Origin of the sequence: Streptomyces africanus (genome assembly GCF_002150735.1) — a bacterium.
Taxonomy (GTDB): Bacteria; Actinomycetota; Actinomycetes; order Streptomycetales; family Streptomycetaceae; genus Streptomyces; species Streptomyces africanus.
Genome location: NZ_MUKA01000029.1, coordinates 18,773 through 33,714, shown reverse-complemented (window position 1 = coordinate 33,714; position 14,942 = coordinate 18,773). Strand labels below are relative to the sequence as shown.

Here is a 14,942-nt window from a genome sequence, read left to right as displayed (position 1 = left end):
GGAAACGGACGCGTACGGGCCGCAACGTGGGAGCGTGGGGTTCGGACCGTTGGTTGTACGACGGTCGTACCGCCGGTTGTTCGGTGGGCCCCGGCCCTTGAACCCCCGACACAGACGCACGAGAGGGAAGCCTGATGCGGGACGCGTACCACGAGGAACTGGACTCGATCGGCGACGGTCTGGTGGAGATGGCCCGGCTGGTCGGCTCGGCGATCGGGCGCGCCACCACCGCCATGCTCGACTCCGACCTGAAGCTGGCCGAGAACGTCATCGAGGCCGACCAGAAGGTCGACGAGCTCCAGCACGACCTGGAGGCCCGGGCCATAGCCCTGCTGGCGCGGCAGCAGCCGGTGGCGACGGACCTGCGCATCGTCGTCACGTCGCTGCGTATGTCGGCCGACCTGGAGCGCTCGGGCGACCTCGCCCAGCACGTGGCGAAGCTCGCGCGCCTGCGCTACCCGGACCGCGCGGTCCCGAGCGACCTGCACGCCACCATCCTGGAGATGGGCCAGCTCGCCCAGCGCCTGATGGCCAAGGCCGCCGAGGTGATCATCACCAAGGACGTCGACCTGGCGCTCCAGCTGGAGCAGGACGACGACGAGATGGACCTGCTGCACCGCACGCTCTTCCAGCACCTGATGGACGACCGCTGGAAGCACGGCATCGAGACGGCCGTGGACGTGACGCTGCTCGGCCGCTACTACGAGCGGTTCGCCGACCACGCGGTCTCGGTCGCCAAGCGGGTGGTGTACCTGGTGACGGGTGAGCACGCGGACGAGCTCCAGACGGATGTGCAGCCGGAGATCCAGGCGGTGACGGGGGCGGAGAGCGCCTGACCCTCGGTTTTCCGGTCGGGGATCGGCTGGGGCGCGCAGGCGCCTCTGTGCGCCGTTGATGCGCCCAGCGGGACGGGCGTCCAATGGGCACAGGCACCAGCCTCGAGGAGGGACCCATGACCGAATCCCCCAGTACCACGCCCGACCCCACGCAGCAGCGCGAGACCGAGCAGCCCGCCGAGATCAGGAACCTGCCCCTGGTCGCCGCCTGCGGCTGCGGCTCGGGCTGCGGCTGCGGCTGCCAGTCGGGCAGCCCCTGCCAGTGCGGCTGACGCCGGCGTTCTCGTACGACCCGCAGGGCCCCGGCGGTCAGCCGCCGGGGCCCTGCGGCGTTGTGAAGGTTTCGGACGTCGTGGTGCCTTCGTACCGATACGGGCGGACCATGGGGGTACGCCCGCTGTATCGGCGTGCCGCCGGGTACTGGGAAGGAGGCGTGACGTCATGGCCAAGTTCATGGATGTCCACCACAGCATGAAGGGCATCACGGAAGAGCAGCTGCTCGAGGCCCACAACGCGGACCTCGCCATAGAAGGGGACGAGAGCGTGCACTTCGAGAGGGCCTGGGCGGACCCGGAGTCCGGCCTCGTCTACTGCCTCTCGGAAGCACCCTCCGCGGAAGCGGTCCAGCGCGTCCACGAACGCGCGGGGCACAAGGCGGACGAGATCCACCCGGTGCCGTTGACGGCCCAGTGAAGTGAACTGAGTGAAGTGAACTGAAGGTGCGGTCGGCCGGTCTCAGGGAGCTCGCAGGGCGCCGGCAGTAGGCTCAGCCGACTCGGCAGGCTCGGGCTCAGCCGACTCGGCAGGCTCGGGCTCAACCGCCTCGACCGGCTGCTCCTCCTCCGGCACCCGACGCATCAGCACCCCGTACCCCAGCCCGGCCACCGTCCCCACCACCGCGCACAGCCCCCACAGCCACTCCGCCCCGAACCGGTCGATGACGAACCCGGACATCAGCGGGGCAACGAGCGCGGCGACGGACCAGGACATGCTGTACATCCCCTGGTAGCGCCCGCGTCCGTGGAGCGGGGACAGCCGGACGACCAGGCCCGTCTGGGTCGGGGCGTTGACGATCTCGGCCAGCGTCCACACGCACACCGTGAGGGCGATGACGCCGACCGACCCGGCGAACGCGGTGAGTCCGAAGCCGTAGCCCGCGAGGACGGAGGAGACCACGAGCAGCCGGCGCGGGTCCCGGTGTTCGATGAACCGCGTGACCGGGAGCTGGAGCACGACGATCAGGACGCCGTTGACGGCAATCGCCATGCCGTACTCGGCGGACGTGAACCCGGCCTGGCCCATCGCCACCGGCAGCCCCACCGAGGCCTGCTGGAAGATCAGCGCGACCAGGAAGGACAGCCCGACGACGCCCATGAAGCGCCCGTCGCGCAGTACGGTCCCGAGGCTGACGGAGCCGTCGGTTCTGTCGGGTTCACCGGAGGCGGCGGCCGTCTTCACCGTCGCGGCGGGCTTGGACTCGGGCAGCTTCAGGAAGACCAGGACCGCGCAGGCCATCGTCATCCCCGCCTCGATCAGGAACCCGGCGAGATAGCTGACCTCGGCGATGAACCCGGCGGCCATGGAGGACACGGCGAAGCCGAGGTTGATGGCCCAGTAGTTGAGGGAGAAGGCGCGGATCCGGTCCTCGGGCCGGACGATGTCGGCCATCATCGCCTGCACGGCGGGCCGGGACGCGTTGCTGGCCATGCCGACGAGGAACGCGACGCCGGCGATCGCGACCGGGTGGTGCACGAACCCGAGCAGCGCGACGGAGACGGCGGTCGAGGCCTGCGCGATCAGCAGGGTCGGCCGCCGCCCCAGCCGGTCGGTCATCACGCCGCCGCCGAGTGAGGAGACCACCCCGCCGAGCCCGTGCAGGGCGGCGACGAGACCGGCGTACGTGGCGGAGTAGCCGCGGTCGAGCGTGAGGTACAGCGCCATGAAGGTCGCGACGAAGGCACCGAGCCGGTTGACGAGGGTGCTGGTCCACAGCCACCAGAACTCGCGGGGCATTCCGGAGACGCTCTCCCGGACGGCACGTCTGGCACGCAGGGCGTACGGCATGGACGACATGGGCTCCCCCGGGACGCATGAATGTAAGCGGCGCACGTAGGGCTCACACGTTACAAATCCGCGCTTGACGGAGGCCACTCAATTAACAGAACCCGTCAAACGTCCGCCTGCCGGGCAGCCACGCGAACGGGCGAATGCGTGGATTACGCTCTGGGGCATGGCCGACGCACCGTACAAGCTGATCCTCCTCCGCCACGGCGAGAGCGAGTGGAACGAGAAGAACCTGTTCACCGGCTGGGTGGACGTCAACCTGACCGCGAAGGGCGAGAAGGAGGCGACGCGCGGCGGCGAGCTGCTCAAGGACGCCGGCCTGCTCCCCGACGTCGTCCACACGTCCCTCCAGAAGCGCGCCATCCGCACCGCGCAGCTCGCCCTGGAGTCCGCCGACCGCCTCTGGATCCCGGTCCACCGCAGCTGGCGCCTGAACGAGCGCCACTACGGCGCCCTCCAGGGCAAGGACAAGGCCCAGACGCTCGCCGAGTTCGGCGAGGAGCAGTTCATGCTGTGGCGCCGCTCCTACGACACCCCGCCGCCGGCGCTGGACCGTGACGCCGAGTACTCCCAGTTCTCCGACCCGCGCTACGCGACCCTCCCGCCGGAGCTGCGTCCGCAGACGGAGTGCCTCAAGGACGTCGTCGTCCGCATGCTCCCGTACTGGTTCGACGCGATCGTCCCCGACCTGCTGACCGGCCGCACGGTCCTGGTCGCCGCCCACGGCAACAGCCTGCGCGCCCTGGTCAAGCACCTGGACGGCATCTCCGACGCGGACATCGCGGGCCTCAACATCCCGACGGGCATCCCGCTGTCCTACGAACTCGACACCGACTTCAAGCCGGTGAACCCGGGCGGGACGTACCTGGACCCTGACGCGGCTGCGGCGGCTATTGAGGCGGTCAAGAATCAGGGGAAGAAGAAGTAAGCCGAACTGATCAAGGCCCCTGCCTGCGGTTTCTCCGCTGGCAGGGGCCTTGTTGCTGCAGTGGGCCCGTCGCTGGGCCATGAAAGGGATTTGGGGCCGCTGTCAAGCCTTCTGTCGTCCCTCGGTGAATAACAACATGACCGGTATGCTGGTCGCGCCTCACCTGATCCTTCCCTGAACTCCGCCCACTGGTGCGGGAGTTCCAAGGCACCGGCCCGAGAAGCGGGCCGGTTGAAGGAGGAAGGGAGGCAGTAGAGGTGAGCCTTGAGAAGGACGAGCCCCGTAGGTGGACCAGTGCCGAGAGGTGGCAGGTCTGGCTTACGGGAGCCGGTCTCTTGGTGGCCATCGCTACCGGCGTGATGCAGTTCGCTCGATGAGCGGGTCACGCGCGAGGACGGTCGCGACCGGGAGCAGCTGCACATGCAGCGAGCCCGGTCTGCTGCTGAGCGACCGGGCTCGTTGACTGCATGAGGGCCTGGATCTGGTTGCAGCCGGATCCAGGTCCTCGGTCGTTCTGTCTCCTAGAACCTATGCGAGCCATCTAGGAGCTTGCATCCCAATCTCCCACGACGCTGCTAACGGAATCAACTTTGGTGAATCCACTCGCCGAGACTGCTGCCCTTTAGCATCACAGAACTTGTTCACGTTGGGTACTGATGAGGCTCGTCACTGGCGCTCGAAGAGGGACGCCAGGGCCTTGCGGGTGCGCTCCTGGCTGGAGGGCATCAGGTGTGCGTACACGCGGAGCGTCAAGCCGGGGTCCGAGTGGCCGAGGTACTCGGCGAGGGCCTTGATGTTCTCCCCAGCGTCCAAGAGCACCGAGGCGTAGAAGTGCCGGAGGGCGTGCATGCCGTTCTCGCGGGACTCGACGTAGGACTCACCCGGCTTCCGCTCGGGGATCACTCCGACCGAGGCGAGCGCCCGCTTCCACACTTCCTCGTTGAGGGACGTCCGCCAGACATGACCGCCACGCGGGCCGGTGAAGATCAGCTGCTTGGTCACCGGAGGCCCGTCCGCCGCCATCCACGGCAAGGTGATCTCCACCGGGGGGAACCGCTTCATGTGGTCCCGGAGGGCATCCGCGACCGGACCGGGCAGCGGCACGTCCCGCAGCTTGCCACCCTTGGGCGGGGCGAACACGGGCTTGCTGCGGCTCAGCTTGAGCTGCTGGACCACGTGGAGCATGCCCGCCGCAAAGTCGATCGCGTCGACGGCGATACCAAGGATCTCCCCCTGGCGGAGACCGCAGCCGCCGCCCAGATCGACCATGGCTTGGTACCGCTCGGGCATGCCGGCCCGGACGGCGAAGACCCGCTCTGCCGTCCATGGGACGACTCGCTTGCTGTCCACGGTCGGCGGCCGGACCGAGCGAGCAGCACACGGGTTCCGGGGAAGATGCCCATCGTCCACGGCAGCGCTCAGAGCCGCCCGCACGTTGGAGTAGATCGTCCGAGCGTACGAGCCACGGACGCCGTTCTCCTGGAGCTGCCTCACTCAGTCACGGATGTGAGCGGGCTGGAAGGAGCCGAGAGGACGCGACCCCAAGTACGGGAACGCGTGCAGCCGAAGCTGCGACTCCATCGACGCCTGGGTGTTCGGATCGGGTGCGTGAGTCACCCAGTTCTCGGCGTACTGCTGGAACGTGATCCGTGCCGCGCGCGGGTCGATGTACTGCCCGCGCGCCATGTCGGCCTCCGTCTGGGTCAACCACTGCTCGGCAAGCCGCTTCTGCCGGTCAGGAAAGCTCTTCGACTTCTCCGTGCCGTCCGGGCCGACGTACCGGGCGCGGTACCGCATGCCCGAGCCGTACCGCTCGGTCTTGACCTTGCTGGTCTTGCCGTCCGGGCCAACCTCGGTCTTGTACCAACGGTCCTGGATGTGCCCGGCCATCAGGCAGCTTCCCCAAGCCGGGCATCCACCCAGGCCCGTACGTCGATCGGGTCGAAGCGCAGGTGCCGGCCGACACGGAACCCTCTGGGGCCGGTGCGCTTCCTGCGCCACTGGTAGACCGTCTCGACGCTGGGCAGGTCGAACATCTCGACCAGGTCTTCGGGCGTCAGGTACCGGGAAGGCAGAGGGCGCGGCTCGGCAGCCACGTCCGCCAGGGTGAGGCGTCGGTTAGCCACGGGTTGGTTCTCCTGTCTCCGCCCCGCTCCAGCCCGGCCGGCGCCCGTGTCGCGCTCAGAGCAATCAGCCGCCTGATGCCAGAGAAGGGGTACGTCGTGGCTGGGGCGGTCGGCTCCACGGCTTTACGGAGCCACTTTGGCGCGAGCCTCGAAGATCATGGCCCCAACGTCGTGCTTTACCGGGCAGGTCCACAGACTGCCCGACGCGCCGGAAGCTTACGGGGCCATGATCACTCGCCCCAAAGCAGCTCCGTAAGTTGTTCAGTGGCCCGGGAGGGCCGGATGTGGCTTCAAAGCAGCTTGCCGACCGTGGCTCGGCTGGAGTGGCCGTCCGGCCCTCCGGGGCGCCCTGGTCGCTGATTGAAATACGCGGAAAGCGTCGCTGTTTACGGAGCTGTCGACGGGGTGTCCTACGGGCCGACGGAAGGAACTCGGCTGCGGGAGGGACGCGTGAACAAACAGCGGGCCCGGATATGGGTCGGTATCGACGCGGGCAAGGGCCATCACTGGGCCGCAGTGGTCGACGAGACCGGCGCGACCCTGTGGTCGAAGAAGATCGACAACGACGAGTCGGCGATCCTTACCGCGCTCGGCGAGATCCTGGACCTGGCCAATGAGGTGCACTGGGCGGCGGACATCTCCAGCAGGTCCTCCGCCCTGTTGCTGGCGCTGCTGGCCGCCCACGGCCAACGGGCCGTCTACGTGCCCGGCCGCACCGTCAACCGCATGGCCGGCGCCTACCGGGGCGAGGCCAAAACCGATGCCCGCGACGCCTACGTCATCGCCGAAACCGCCCGCCACCGGCGGGACTTCGCCACCCTCAATGTGCCCGCGCAGCTGGCCGCCGATCTCGCGCTCCTGACCGCCCACCGCACCGACCTGATCACCGACCGGGTGCGGACGCTCAACCGGCTCCGCGACGTGCTCACCGGCATGTTCCCCGCCCTGGAGCGCGCCTTCGACTACTCAGCCCGCAAAGGCGCACTGGTGCTGCTGACCGGCTACCAGACCCCAGCCGCCCTGCGCCGACGCGGCCTGTCCCGCCTGGCCTCTTGGCTGGTCAATCGAGGCGTCCGCGACGCGGACAGCGTGGCCGCCGCAGCCGTGGAAGCCGCCCAGGCCCAGCAGACCGCACTGCCCGGCGAAGACGCCGCCGCACAGATCGTCGCCGACCTAGCCACTCAGATCCTGGCCCTGGACGACCGGATCAAGCGCATCGACCGGCAGATCCGCGACGCCTTCCGCACACACCCACAGGCCGAGGTCATCGAGTCGCTGCCCGGCATGGGCCCCATCCTCGGAGCCGAGTTCGTCGTCGCGGCAGGCGACCTGACCGCCTACGTCGATGCCGGGCACCTGGCCTCAGCCGCCGGACTGGTCCCTGTCCCACGCGATTCCGGCCGCCGCACCGGCAACCTGCACCGTCCCAAGCGCTACAGCCGCCGCCTGCGCAGAGTCTTCTACCTCTCCGCGCAGACCAGCATCATCCGCGACGGCCCGTACCACGAGTACTACCTCAAGAAGCGGGGCGAGGGCTGCAAACACGTCCAAGCCGTCATCGCACTCGCACGACGCCGCACCAGTGTGTTGTGGGCCCTCCGACACGACGACCGAGCCTTCACTCCTACCCCGCCCATGACTCAGACAGCTTGACTCGGCCCGAGGCAACCAACCCATCAGGCGTGGTTGAGGCCGGCGGGGCTACAGCGAGACATACGCGCACCTGATCGGTCGGCTTGCCCACCGTCGTGGCTGACTTTCCTCGGCTGAGGCACAGACAAGCTCCGGGATGAGGTGCACTCCTCACCGGTGGAGGGCGGCCACAACCTTGACCCGGTCATTGAAACTCCAGCCCAAAGCCGCTCCACCGACCTCCGTGGGCAATCGACTGCCGTATATGCTTAGAAGCGGAATCCGAAAAGACCCCCGTCTTCCAAGTCATCTGTCAGACGTGGTTCGCGCACAAACGCAGAATCATCGAACCCCAGACGAACGGCCTTAGCCAGGTCGTCAGAGTTGATCGTCGCAATGTACTGCATACCCTCTTCTGCACTCACCTCGGCAGCTAGCGCGAAGGCTTTAGCTAGTTGCCGCTCATCAACACCATCAAAGAGATGACTATCGTGCACAAGGAAGTCCGGGCCACGGCCGTGCCGATGCGCCAGAATAGAAATCGCTAGATCGAAACAGAAGATCACCATGTTTCCGATCCCACGACTGTTGTCGCTGCGAATGTATGGCGTGATCTGTAGATTCTCACGGCCGGCCTCAATACGCAGGTAGGCCTCACGCTCGCCATACAACTCTCGCGCAAAGCGCGAAAATAGAAGCGTTGCCTCTGCTTGCTGCTCACGTCGCTCATTAAGGTCAGTTGCAACAGCTTGTTGTTGCTGCAAACGTTGGGTCGTGATTTGCCGCGCGCTCGCTTCGAGTGCTTGAGCCGCCTCATATCTGTGTCGCAATGCCTCAACGTTCGCCCGCTCGCGAGCCAAAGCTTGCTGAAGAGCCGTCAGAGCTTCGAGAGCACCACCTTCATTCAGCATGCGCAGAAGCTGGGCCTGCTGCTCACCGAGCCTAGCTCGCTCAGCCCGCCGCTCAGCCAATCGACTTGTTAGGGTCTCGATTTCAGCTTCAAGGAATGCTCGACGGTTCCGCACCACGGATTGATGAAAGGTTTGAACATCGTCAAACCGTCGCCGGACCTGATCTCCCAGCAAGATACCCAGTTCACGGTAGGCCGACTCCAGGTAATCCACCGCGACATCACTGGCTTCGGTGACAGCCTGCTGCAGCTCTTCGAGGTTACTTTGGTCAATGATGTCTTCCTGCGCAAGCTGCTTGATTCGTCGAGCTAGTGCGTCCGCTTCCTCTTTAACCCGCTCATACTCTGGAACCACTTGAAAATTGGAGATCTGATCTTCTAGGCGTCGCAATTGCGCTTCAGCGAGGGCGATCTGACCTCGCAGGTCTGCGGTCGAACCGACAATCCGACCCCACACCGGATCATTTACTGCCTTACGCAACTGTGTACGGGTAGCCTTTTGCGCGGCAAGTTTGCGGTATCTATCCGCAAGTTCATAATCCAGGCCCAGGAGGTATGCCAGGTTAGTTGCGGCGTCGGCTTTCCGCTGCTTGGAAAAACTCTCCGTTGCTTGATTGAATCCGTGTGCGGACGCCCGCCTCACCAAGAAGGACAGCATGGTGCGACCGCTCACACCAGAGGCATCTGCGCGAACGCCAAAAAGCCCCTTCTCGATTAGCTTGTTCCACTCATCAAGCGAAACTTCCGCTGGCCCCCCTACCGGGAACATCTCGTCTTGTCTGTCAGGACGAATGTCGGGATCAAGCTGTACTGCATTCGGTCGACTGGCCCGGCGCCCCACAGTCAGAAGGCCAGTACTGGGCCAATCCAGCTTCAGATGGAAATTTACATTCCGAAGCTGTTTATCGCTTACTAGCGAACGCTTATCTACCCGTGCACCTAGCAGGAAATGAATAAGCTCAATAAGACTTGACTTACCTGCGCTATTTCGACTGTCAGTCTCGGTGGAGGAAGTCCTCTTCTCCGCCACGATCAAGTTCATCCCGCTGGTGAATGATGCGGTTTTGAACCGCGGGTCATCAGCGCTGAGCTGATGCAGCATGGATCCTCCTCCTCGCTACAAGCAAGTCCTGGCGAAGCTCCACGGCGCCCAAGCTGTACAGCATATCCAGCGCTAGGACGAACCACTCGAATGAAACCGGGGAAAAGTGTTCATTCTTAACTCGCCACGCTTTGAGTCGCGCCCAGGCCTGACTCACAGTGCGCGGCTCTTCAAGTTGCATGAGGATCTGTGCACCGACAGCCAAGAGGCACCGGTCTGGGGAAATTCCCTTCGTGGGAGTAATCATGCAGATACCTCAAGGGTGTGCGAAGTCCATCCCGGTGGCGGGACTTCAAAAATGTCACACCGGTCGAAGAAATGGGCTAGAACTACCCACGCTGCGCGGTGTACCTTGGGATGCTGCCGCTCGTTCCCGAGGACATACATTTCCAGTTGCCAAAGGACTTCTTCGGGCTCTTCCCACTCCGCTTTCAGCTGCTCATAATAGACCCGGAAGCCCTCTGCAACCTCATCATGTTCGATCTCGCGCAGTGACCCAGAATAAAAGGCATCGACTAGGTGGGCCTGCCGTCTACCTTTCTGCAAGTCCTCGCGGGCCTCTTCGTCCAGACGGTTATAATCCATCTTGGTAGGCGGCACATCGTCCAGAGGCATCAAGGGGTCAGATCTCGTCCTAAGCTCCCTCAGATGCTTCAACAAGGGGGCAAGGTCGTCCATTCCAATGCCATACACGACCGGGCGCACAGGTATCTCGCAGTCAAGGACATCTTCTGCGGACTCAAGGTCCAGTCGCATACACTCTTGCCAGAGATGCCGAATCCCCATTTGTTCGAACGATAAAGCAGGATTTGCGGCCTTCGCATCAGCCAGGAGTGTCGCGATCTCCGGATGCATGCCCCTGCGATCGTTATGAACGAAGACAAAGGCGTCAAATTGACCTGACCGCTTTTCTTTGGCTTTCTTCAAGTCTGAGCTGAACTTAGACTTGACGTCAGCCGCATTGAAGGCATGAGGTGCATAACTGGCGTACAACTTCCTGTCGTGAAGTGTTAGCCCGTCTGCCCCCTGATCTCCAAGATTTCCGTGGGTGCGTACGTCGATAAAATCGGGAGAGCGTGCGCACATCAAATCATGGAAGAATTCCTCGAAGGCGGACCCAGTCAGCTCGCTCATGCGTTCGAGGAAGCGGATACGCGCGAACAGCCGTTGCTCGTGGCTCATCCTCATACAGCCCCCCTCACCCCTACACGTAACGGTATCCCCTCGTGATACCCGCTGGAACCAGCTGGGCACAACTTGTCACGGGTTGAGGTCACCTCGGTCGACTGCGTCCCCGGCTGGTCTCCACCTGTCAAGGCACCATCAGTGGGAGCGTGTTGGACCGCTCCCGGGGGCTACTGGAGACTCCAGCCCGCTGTGGCCCGGGCACATGGTGTTGTGCGCTCTAAGGTGATGCTCCTATCTAGCAGGCGGTACGGCAGCCACACCGCAAGCGCACCAACGAGCGGGGAACCACGGTGAAAGCGAGGGTCGTACGAGACTGCGTCGCAGCCGCTCGCCCATGTAAGCACCCAGACCGGCCGCGAATGCTCGCACTTCCCCGGTAGAGGGCTCCGGCATCGTCGTCTAAGGCCGGCTCCTTGCGGATTGCTCTGATCGAAGGCGCCAGCGGCGTTCTGCAAGGCCAGACTGCCTGGGGTGCGGCATGTGTTGGTGGCTCGTAGCCTGGAGTGTAGGAGCTAGCTGCACGGTCCGGGTCTCCCGAAAGGGCGTAGCGATGGACGACTCCTATCACAAGCGGGTCTTCATAGTTCACGGCCGTGACCACCGGACGCGGGATGAGCTAACAAAATTCGTACAGGCACTTGGACTGCATGTTCTTACGTGGGAGGACGCGCGTACGCAGGCGACCAGGAAAGTCGGTGCTGGGGCTCCCAGCACCCTTCAGATAATTGAAACGGGTATGGACCAATGCAAGGTCATACTCGTGCTGATGACGCCTGACGAAACGGTTGAGCTAAAGAATGAGTTTGCCGAGTCGGAAGGTGAAACGTTGCCGGCCGAGCAGCCGAGGCCAAATGTAATTTTCGAAGCTGGCCTAGCTTTGGGGATTTACAAGGATCGTACAGTAATCGTGGAGACCCGTTCAGGCAGGGTATTCACGGATCTCGAAGGTATTAACCGTATAAGCCTAGCGAGCGATTCTGGAAAGGCGGGGCTGAAAGCGCAACTGGCTGAACTCTGCCGGGTGTACCCTCAGGACGGGTGGGAGGCGGTAGGGGAGTTTTCGGAGCGATTCGATGTTTCTTATCGCGCCTGGAGAGAAGAGGAGCGTCGCGATGAGCACTTGTTGCGCCCCGAGCAGCTCTCTCAGTTCCGGAAAGCGGGCATACCGCTGGATTCCGAAGAGGATCGGAGGATGCACGGCTACGCGCTCGTGTCAGCAGTGCATCACGGCCGAAAGGATTTGAGTTACTGGATACGAAAGAATGAAAATAACGAATACGCGATTCGGGCCCTGATTTACCATATCGCTTACTCTTCTAATTTGGTGGCCCGTCTGCGCGCTGCAAAAGCACTCGAAGGCATGAGCTCTGATATCTTGTCGGCCGAAATGGGTCCGATTAAAGCCGCTCTACCTGCCGGGAAGAAGAACGATTTGTCCCTAGCTTATGCGGCGCGCCAGAGGAAGATATTGAATCGGGTTAAGAACACTCCTCTGCCCACTGACGGCCTCACGCCCGCACAGAAAGAGAATCTACTGCAGGAGCTGAAATCCTATCCTTTCCTGCCTGCAAGGTAGCAACGCCACGTGTCGATGCATCCATGCAGACGATGGGTGCGACATCGAGCGATCGAGCGGACGGAGCTTGCCAGGAGTCTCCGTCGCCTTCCCGCTGCACCTCTTCACGCGGCTACTCCTCTTCGGCCTACTGGGCGTGTTGCCACTCTCCTTCTTTCACTCTGCGGACGAGGGCGTGAAGCCAGCGGATTGGTCGAAGTGGAAGGCGGAGCCCGGAACCATCGGAGTGCAACCCTCGCTCAGAGGAAGTCAAACGGCTACGGCGACACCGAACGGCAGTAAGGCTCAGCCTCGCGACCGATCCAGTTACTCGAATGTTGTGGTTGGTGGTGACCACCCTCTCTGAGAGCCTTGGCTGAGAGGGTGGTAGCTGAGGACGCCCGATCAGATCCGGATGTCGCACTGGAAGTTGTTGGCCGCCGGGGTACTGTCTCGCTTCAACTCTCACTCAGCCTTTGCGATAGCTGTAAAGCGTCTTCCCTGCGCCGGTGGCAGACTTTAGATACTCGTTCTCCGCTGCCAACTCCGCTACCTGTACCACCAGTCCGGCAGCCAGAGACTGGAGTGCCTTGTACTGGAGTGTCTTGTAGTTCCAGGCGAAGACCCCAGTGGCGACGGTTAGAAGGCCGACGCCAATCCCGGCCGCGACCCTGCCTTTGCCGGACTTGCGTTCGGTTGGCTCGGCGGAGACGTGACCCGTCTGGATCGAGTGCTGTCGTAGGTCATTGAGATCGTCGCTCTCATAGGAGCACGACCCGCATTGGTAATCGGTCACTGGCCAATCCTCTCCCCCAGGGAGACGAGACTGTCACAGCCGCGTGCTTCCGGCAGCTACTTGGTCAGCTCCGTCCGAGAGCCCCTGACGGGCCGTCTGGTGGCCGTGGGCTGACCAGCCGGATGAGCCGCTGTTGGTCTGCCCAGACCATCGAGGTCGTGGACAGAGAGGCCGTGCCATACGCGTGCCAGACCGTGGGGGGAACGACGGGGATCAGCGGGGGACTGGCCGTGGCTGAACCCCGGTCCTCGACACTGCTTCGCCACAGGTCAGTGCAGCGACTGTTGCCAAAGAACCCGAGCTTCCCAAGCTCAGGGCGCAGTGCCGTCTTGACTGACATCCAGGTCCTCTCGCATACGTGCTCGAAGCACAGCGAGGGCATCGTCGTAAGTTCGACGCCCCTCCAGGTACACGGGATCGGTGACCAGAACTCCTTCCATCACCCGATCCCGAAGGTCACGCAGACGGCGGAAGGCATCCTCTGAAGCCTCTACGACGCGACCAGGCGCACTGATGGTCATCTGGTACCTCAAGCCGATGCACGGCCCGAACGCTTCGCGGGCCATCATGCGGCGCGTCGAGGGTTCCATATCCGCGTCCCGAGCCACGTTGCCGCAGGCGTGACGGGCTTCAGACAGGCCGGCCAGGTAGTCCCCATACAGAGTGCGACGCGTTTGCGTCTCGCGATCCAAGCGCTCCCGCTTCCACCGTTGACGGTCTAGAAGCATGGCGGCTCCTGTGGCGATCACCGCGCCAACTATGGTGCTGATCAAGGTGATCCACTGCATAAACCGACTGTAGCCACTGCCACGCTGCCCGTCGGCCCCGCACCACAAGCGCACCAGATCGAGCGGGGAACAGCGGGGAATCAAAGTGAAAGCCAGCGGCACCGGCGAGGGAGCAGGTCAACCATCAGCGCAGGTCAGCGCCCGAACCGCCCGCAAAATGCTCGCAGCTTCCCAAGCTGATGTCACGCAGCTGCGCAGGCCAGGGACCTTGTCAGCGTCGACAGGTAGCCTGCGATGATCAGCCGTAGCACGCCTGGAGGCTTCGTGGACGCTACCGCTCTCGTCAGTCCAAACCGACTGTGGTCAGCGCAGGAGGTCTTGGTGCGCACGAGCCCTGTCCCGGCGGTGGCAGGGGTGTACGGGTGGCACTTCGAGCAACCGCCTCATCCGGATCTGGACGCCCGACGCCTGCTCTACGTCGGAATAGCCCCGCGGTACATGGCCAACCGGACCAGCACCCAGAACCTGCGCAAGCGGGTGCGCTACCACTACCGGGGCAACGCGGCTGGCTCAACCCTGCGGCTCACCCTTGGGTGCCTGCTCGGACTTGAGCTGCGCCGCGTGGGCAAAGGCAAGCGCATGACGTTCGGCAAGGCTGGCGAAGCCGCCCTCAGCCAGTGGATGGCGGACAACGCGCGGGTGTTCTGGGTCGAGCAAGACGAACCGTGGACCTCGGAGTCACAGCTCATCTCCCAACTCGACCTCCCGCTGAACCTCGACCAGAACCGCCACAACGCGTTTCACAGTCGCCTTACGGAGCTACGGGCTCAAGCGCGCCAGCGAGCGCGGGAGTTGCCCATCAGCTCGTAGGCCGCCGCCGGGCCGTTGTCTGGGCCGTCCCTGGGCCGTCCGAGGTCGCTCAACAGTGGCCAACGACGACCAATGCCGACCGCTCGGACGCTCATGAACACCACCCTGACCAGCAAAAACCCAGCTCACCAAGATCCCCGGCAACACCCAGGGGAAGAAGAAGTAAGCGGTCTTGGCCGAGCCCCCGTGTCTGCGGCTTTCCCGCAG

At 63.9% G+C, this 14,942-nt stretch carries 14 protein-coding genes and 1 pseudogene; 7 read left to right on the top strand and 8 right to left on the bottom strand.

Going from position 1 to position 14,942, the window contains the following annotated elements; translation table 11 throughout:
* The first annotated feature begins 134 nt into the window (after positions 1-134).
* The 3 genes from phoU to CCL05_RS04945 all read left to right on the top strand — a co-directional run bounded on the left by phoU (position 135) and on the right by CCL05_RS04945 (position 1,529).
* The gene (gene phoU, locus CCL05_RS04955; protein ID WP_086559255.1) at positions 135-836 is read left to right on the top strand and encodes a phosphate signaling complex protein PhoU; all 702 of its coding nucleotides are present in this window, start codon (positions 135-137) and stop codon (positions 834-836) included.
* A 116-nt stretch (positions 837-952) separates the two neighbouring features.
* A complete protein-coding gene (locus CCL05_RS45105) occupies positions 953-1,108 on the top strand; it encodes a hypothetical protein (RefSeq protein ID WP_167409511.1) in 156 nt (51 codons plus the stop codon).
* 169 nt (positions 1,109-1,277) lie between these two features.
* The gene (locus tag CCL05_RS04945) at positions 1,278-1,529 is read left to right on the top strand and encodes an SCO4226 family nickel-binding protein (RefSeq protein WP_086559253.1); all 252 of its coding nucleotides are present in this window, start codon (positions 1,278-1,280) and stop codon (positions 1,527-1,529) included.
* Positions 1,530-1,571: 42 nt separating this feature from the next.
* Here the strand turns inward: CCL05_RS04945 and CCL05_RS04940 are convergent, their stop codons facing one another.
* Positions 1,572-2,900 (bottom strand): MDR family MFS transporter, encoded by a 1,329-nt coding sequence (locus CCL05_RS04940; RefSeq protein ID WP_425275890.1) that lies wholly within the window; start codon positions 2,898-2,900, stop codon positions 1,572-1,574.
* Between the two features lie 166 nt (positions 2,901-3,066).
* Here CCL05_RS04940 and CCL05_RS04935 point away from each other — a divergent pair, with 166 nt between their 5' ends.
* Positions 3,067-3,828 carry a phosphoglyceromutase gene (locus CCL05_RS04935; RefSeq protein ID WP_086559251.1) on the top strand — a complete coding sequence of 254 codons (762 nt, stop codon included), beginning with the start codon at positions 3,067-3,069 and terminating at the stop codon, positions 3,826-3,828.
* A 666-nt stretch (positions 3,829-4,494) separates the two neighbouring features.
* Here the strand turns inward: CCL05_RS04935 and CCL05_RS04930 are convergent.
* A pseudogene (locus CCL05_RS04930) lies at positions 4,495-5,718 on the bottom strand (tyrosine-type recombinase/integrase).
* Positions 5,718-5,954 carry a helix-turn-helix transcriptional regulator gene (locus tag CCL05_RS04925; RefSeq protein WP_086559250.1) on the bottom strand — a complete coding sequence of 79 codons (237 nt, stop codon included), beginning with the start codon at positions 5,952-5,954 and terminating at the stop codon, positions 5,718-5,720. The pseudogene CCL05_RS04930 and the gene CCL05_RS04925 overlap by 1 nt, the downstream one beginning before the upstream one ends.
* Positions 5,955-6,404: 450 nt before the next feature.
* Between CCL05_RS04925 and CCL05_RS04920 the strand changes: the two genes are divergently transcribed.
* Positions 6,405-7,607, top strand: coding sequence for an IS110 family RNA-guided transposase (locus CCL05_RS04920; protein WP_086559249.1), 1,203 nt, complete (start codon positions 6,405-6,407; stop codon positions 7,605-7,607).
* A gap of 248 nt (positions 7,608-7,855) precedes the next feature.
* On the opposite strand, the gene CCL05_RS04915 is transcribed toward CCL05_RS04920, so the two are convergent.
* Genes CCL05_RS04915 through CCL05_RS04905 form a run of 3 tightly spaced genes read right to left on the bottom strand, consistent with a single transcriptional unit; the run spans position 7,856 to position 10,786 of the window.
* Positions 7,856-9,598, bottom strand: coding sequence for an ABC-three component system protein (locus CCL05_RS04915; protein WP_086559248.1), 1,743 nt, complete (start codon positions 9,596-9,598; stop codon positions 7,856-7,858).
* Positions 9,576-9,845: an ABC-three component system middle component 6 gene (locus CCL05_RS47395; protein ID WP_086559247.1), complete on the bottom strand. Its 270-nt coding sequence runs from the start codon at positions 9,843-9,845 to the stop codon at positions 9,576-9,578. The genes CCL05_RS04915 and CCL05_RS47395 overlap by 23 nt, the downstream gene beginning before the upstream one ends.
* Positions 9,842-10,786 carry an ABC-three component system protein gene (locus tag CCL05_RS04905; protein WP_208641360.1) on the bottom strand — a complete coding sequence of 315 codons (945 nt, stop codon included), beginning with the start codon at positions 10,784-10,786 and terminating at the stop codon, positions 9,842-9,844. The genes CCL05_RS47395 and CCL05_RS04905 overlap by 4 nt, the downstream gene beginning before the upstream one ends.
* A 478-nt stretch (positions 10,787-11,264) precedes the next feature.
* Here CCL05_RS04905 and CCL05_RS04900 point away from each other — a divergent pair, with 478 nt between their 5' ends.
* Complete coding sequence (locus CCL05_RS04900) at positions 11,265-12,362, top strand: TIR domain-containing protein (protein ID WP_086559246.1); 1,098 nt, start codon at positions 11,265-11,267, stop codon at positions 12,360-12,362.
* Positions 12,363-12,810: 448 nt separating this feature from the next.
* Here CCL05_RS04900 and CCL05_RS04895 read toward each other — a convergent pair whose 3' ends face one another.
* Together CCL05_RS04895 and CCL05_RS04890 are read right to left on the bottom strand one after the other, a co-directional pair.
* Complete coding sequence (locus CCL05_RS04895) at positions 12,811-13,137, bottom strand: hypothetical protein (RefSeq protein WP_086559245.1); 327 nt, start codon at positions 13,135-13,137, stop codon at positions 12,811-12,813.
* A gap of 311 nt (positions 13,138-13,448) precedes the next feature.
* Complete coding sequence (locus CCL05_RS04890; RefSeq protein ID WP_143589807.1) at positions 13,449-13,925, bottom strand: hypothetical protein; 477 nt, start codon at positions 13,923-13,925, stop codon at positions 13,449-13,451.
* Positions 13,926-14,363: 438 nt separating this feature from the next.
* Between CCL05_RS04890 and CCL05_RS47390 the strand changes: the two genes are divergently transcribed.
* Positions 14,364-14,735, top strand: a complete 372-nt coding sequence (locus CCL05_RS47390; RefSeq protein WP_244204161.1) for a GIY-YIG nuclease family protein — start codon at positions 14,364-14,366, stop codon at positions 14,733-14,735.
* The last annotated feature ends 207 nt before the right edge of the window (positions 14,736-14,942 follow it).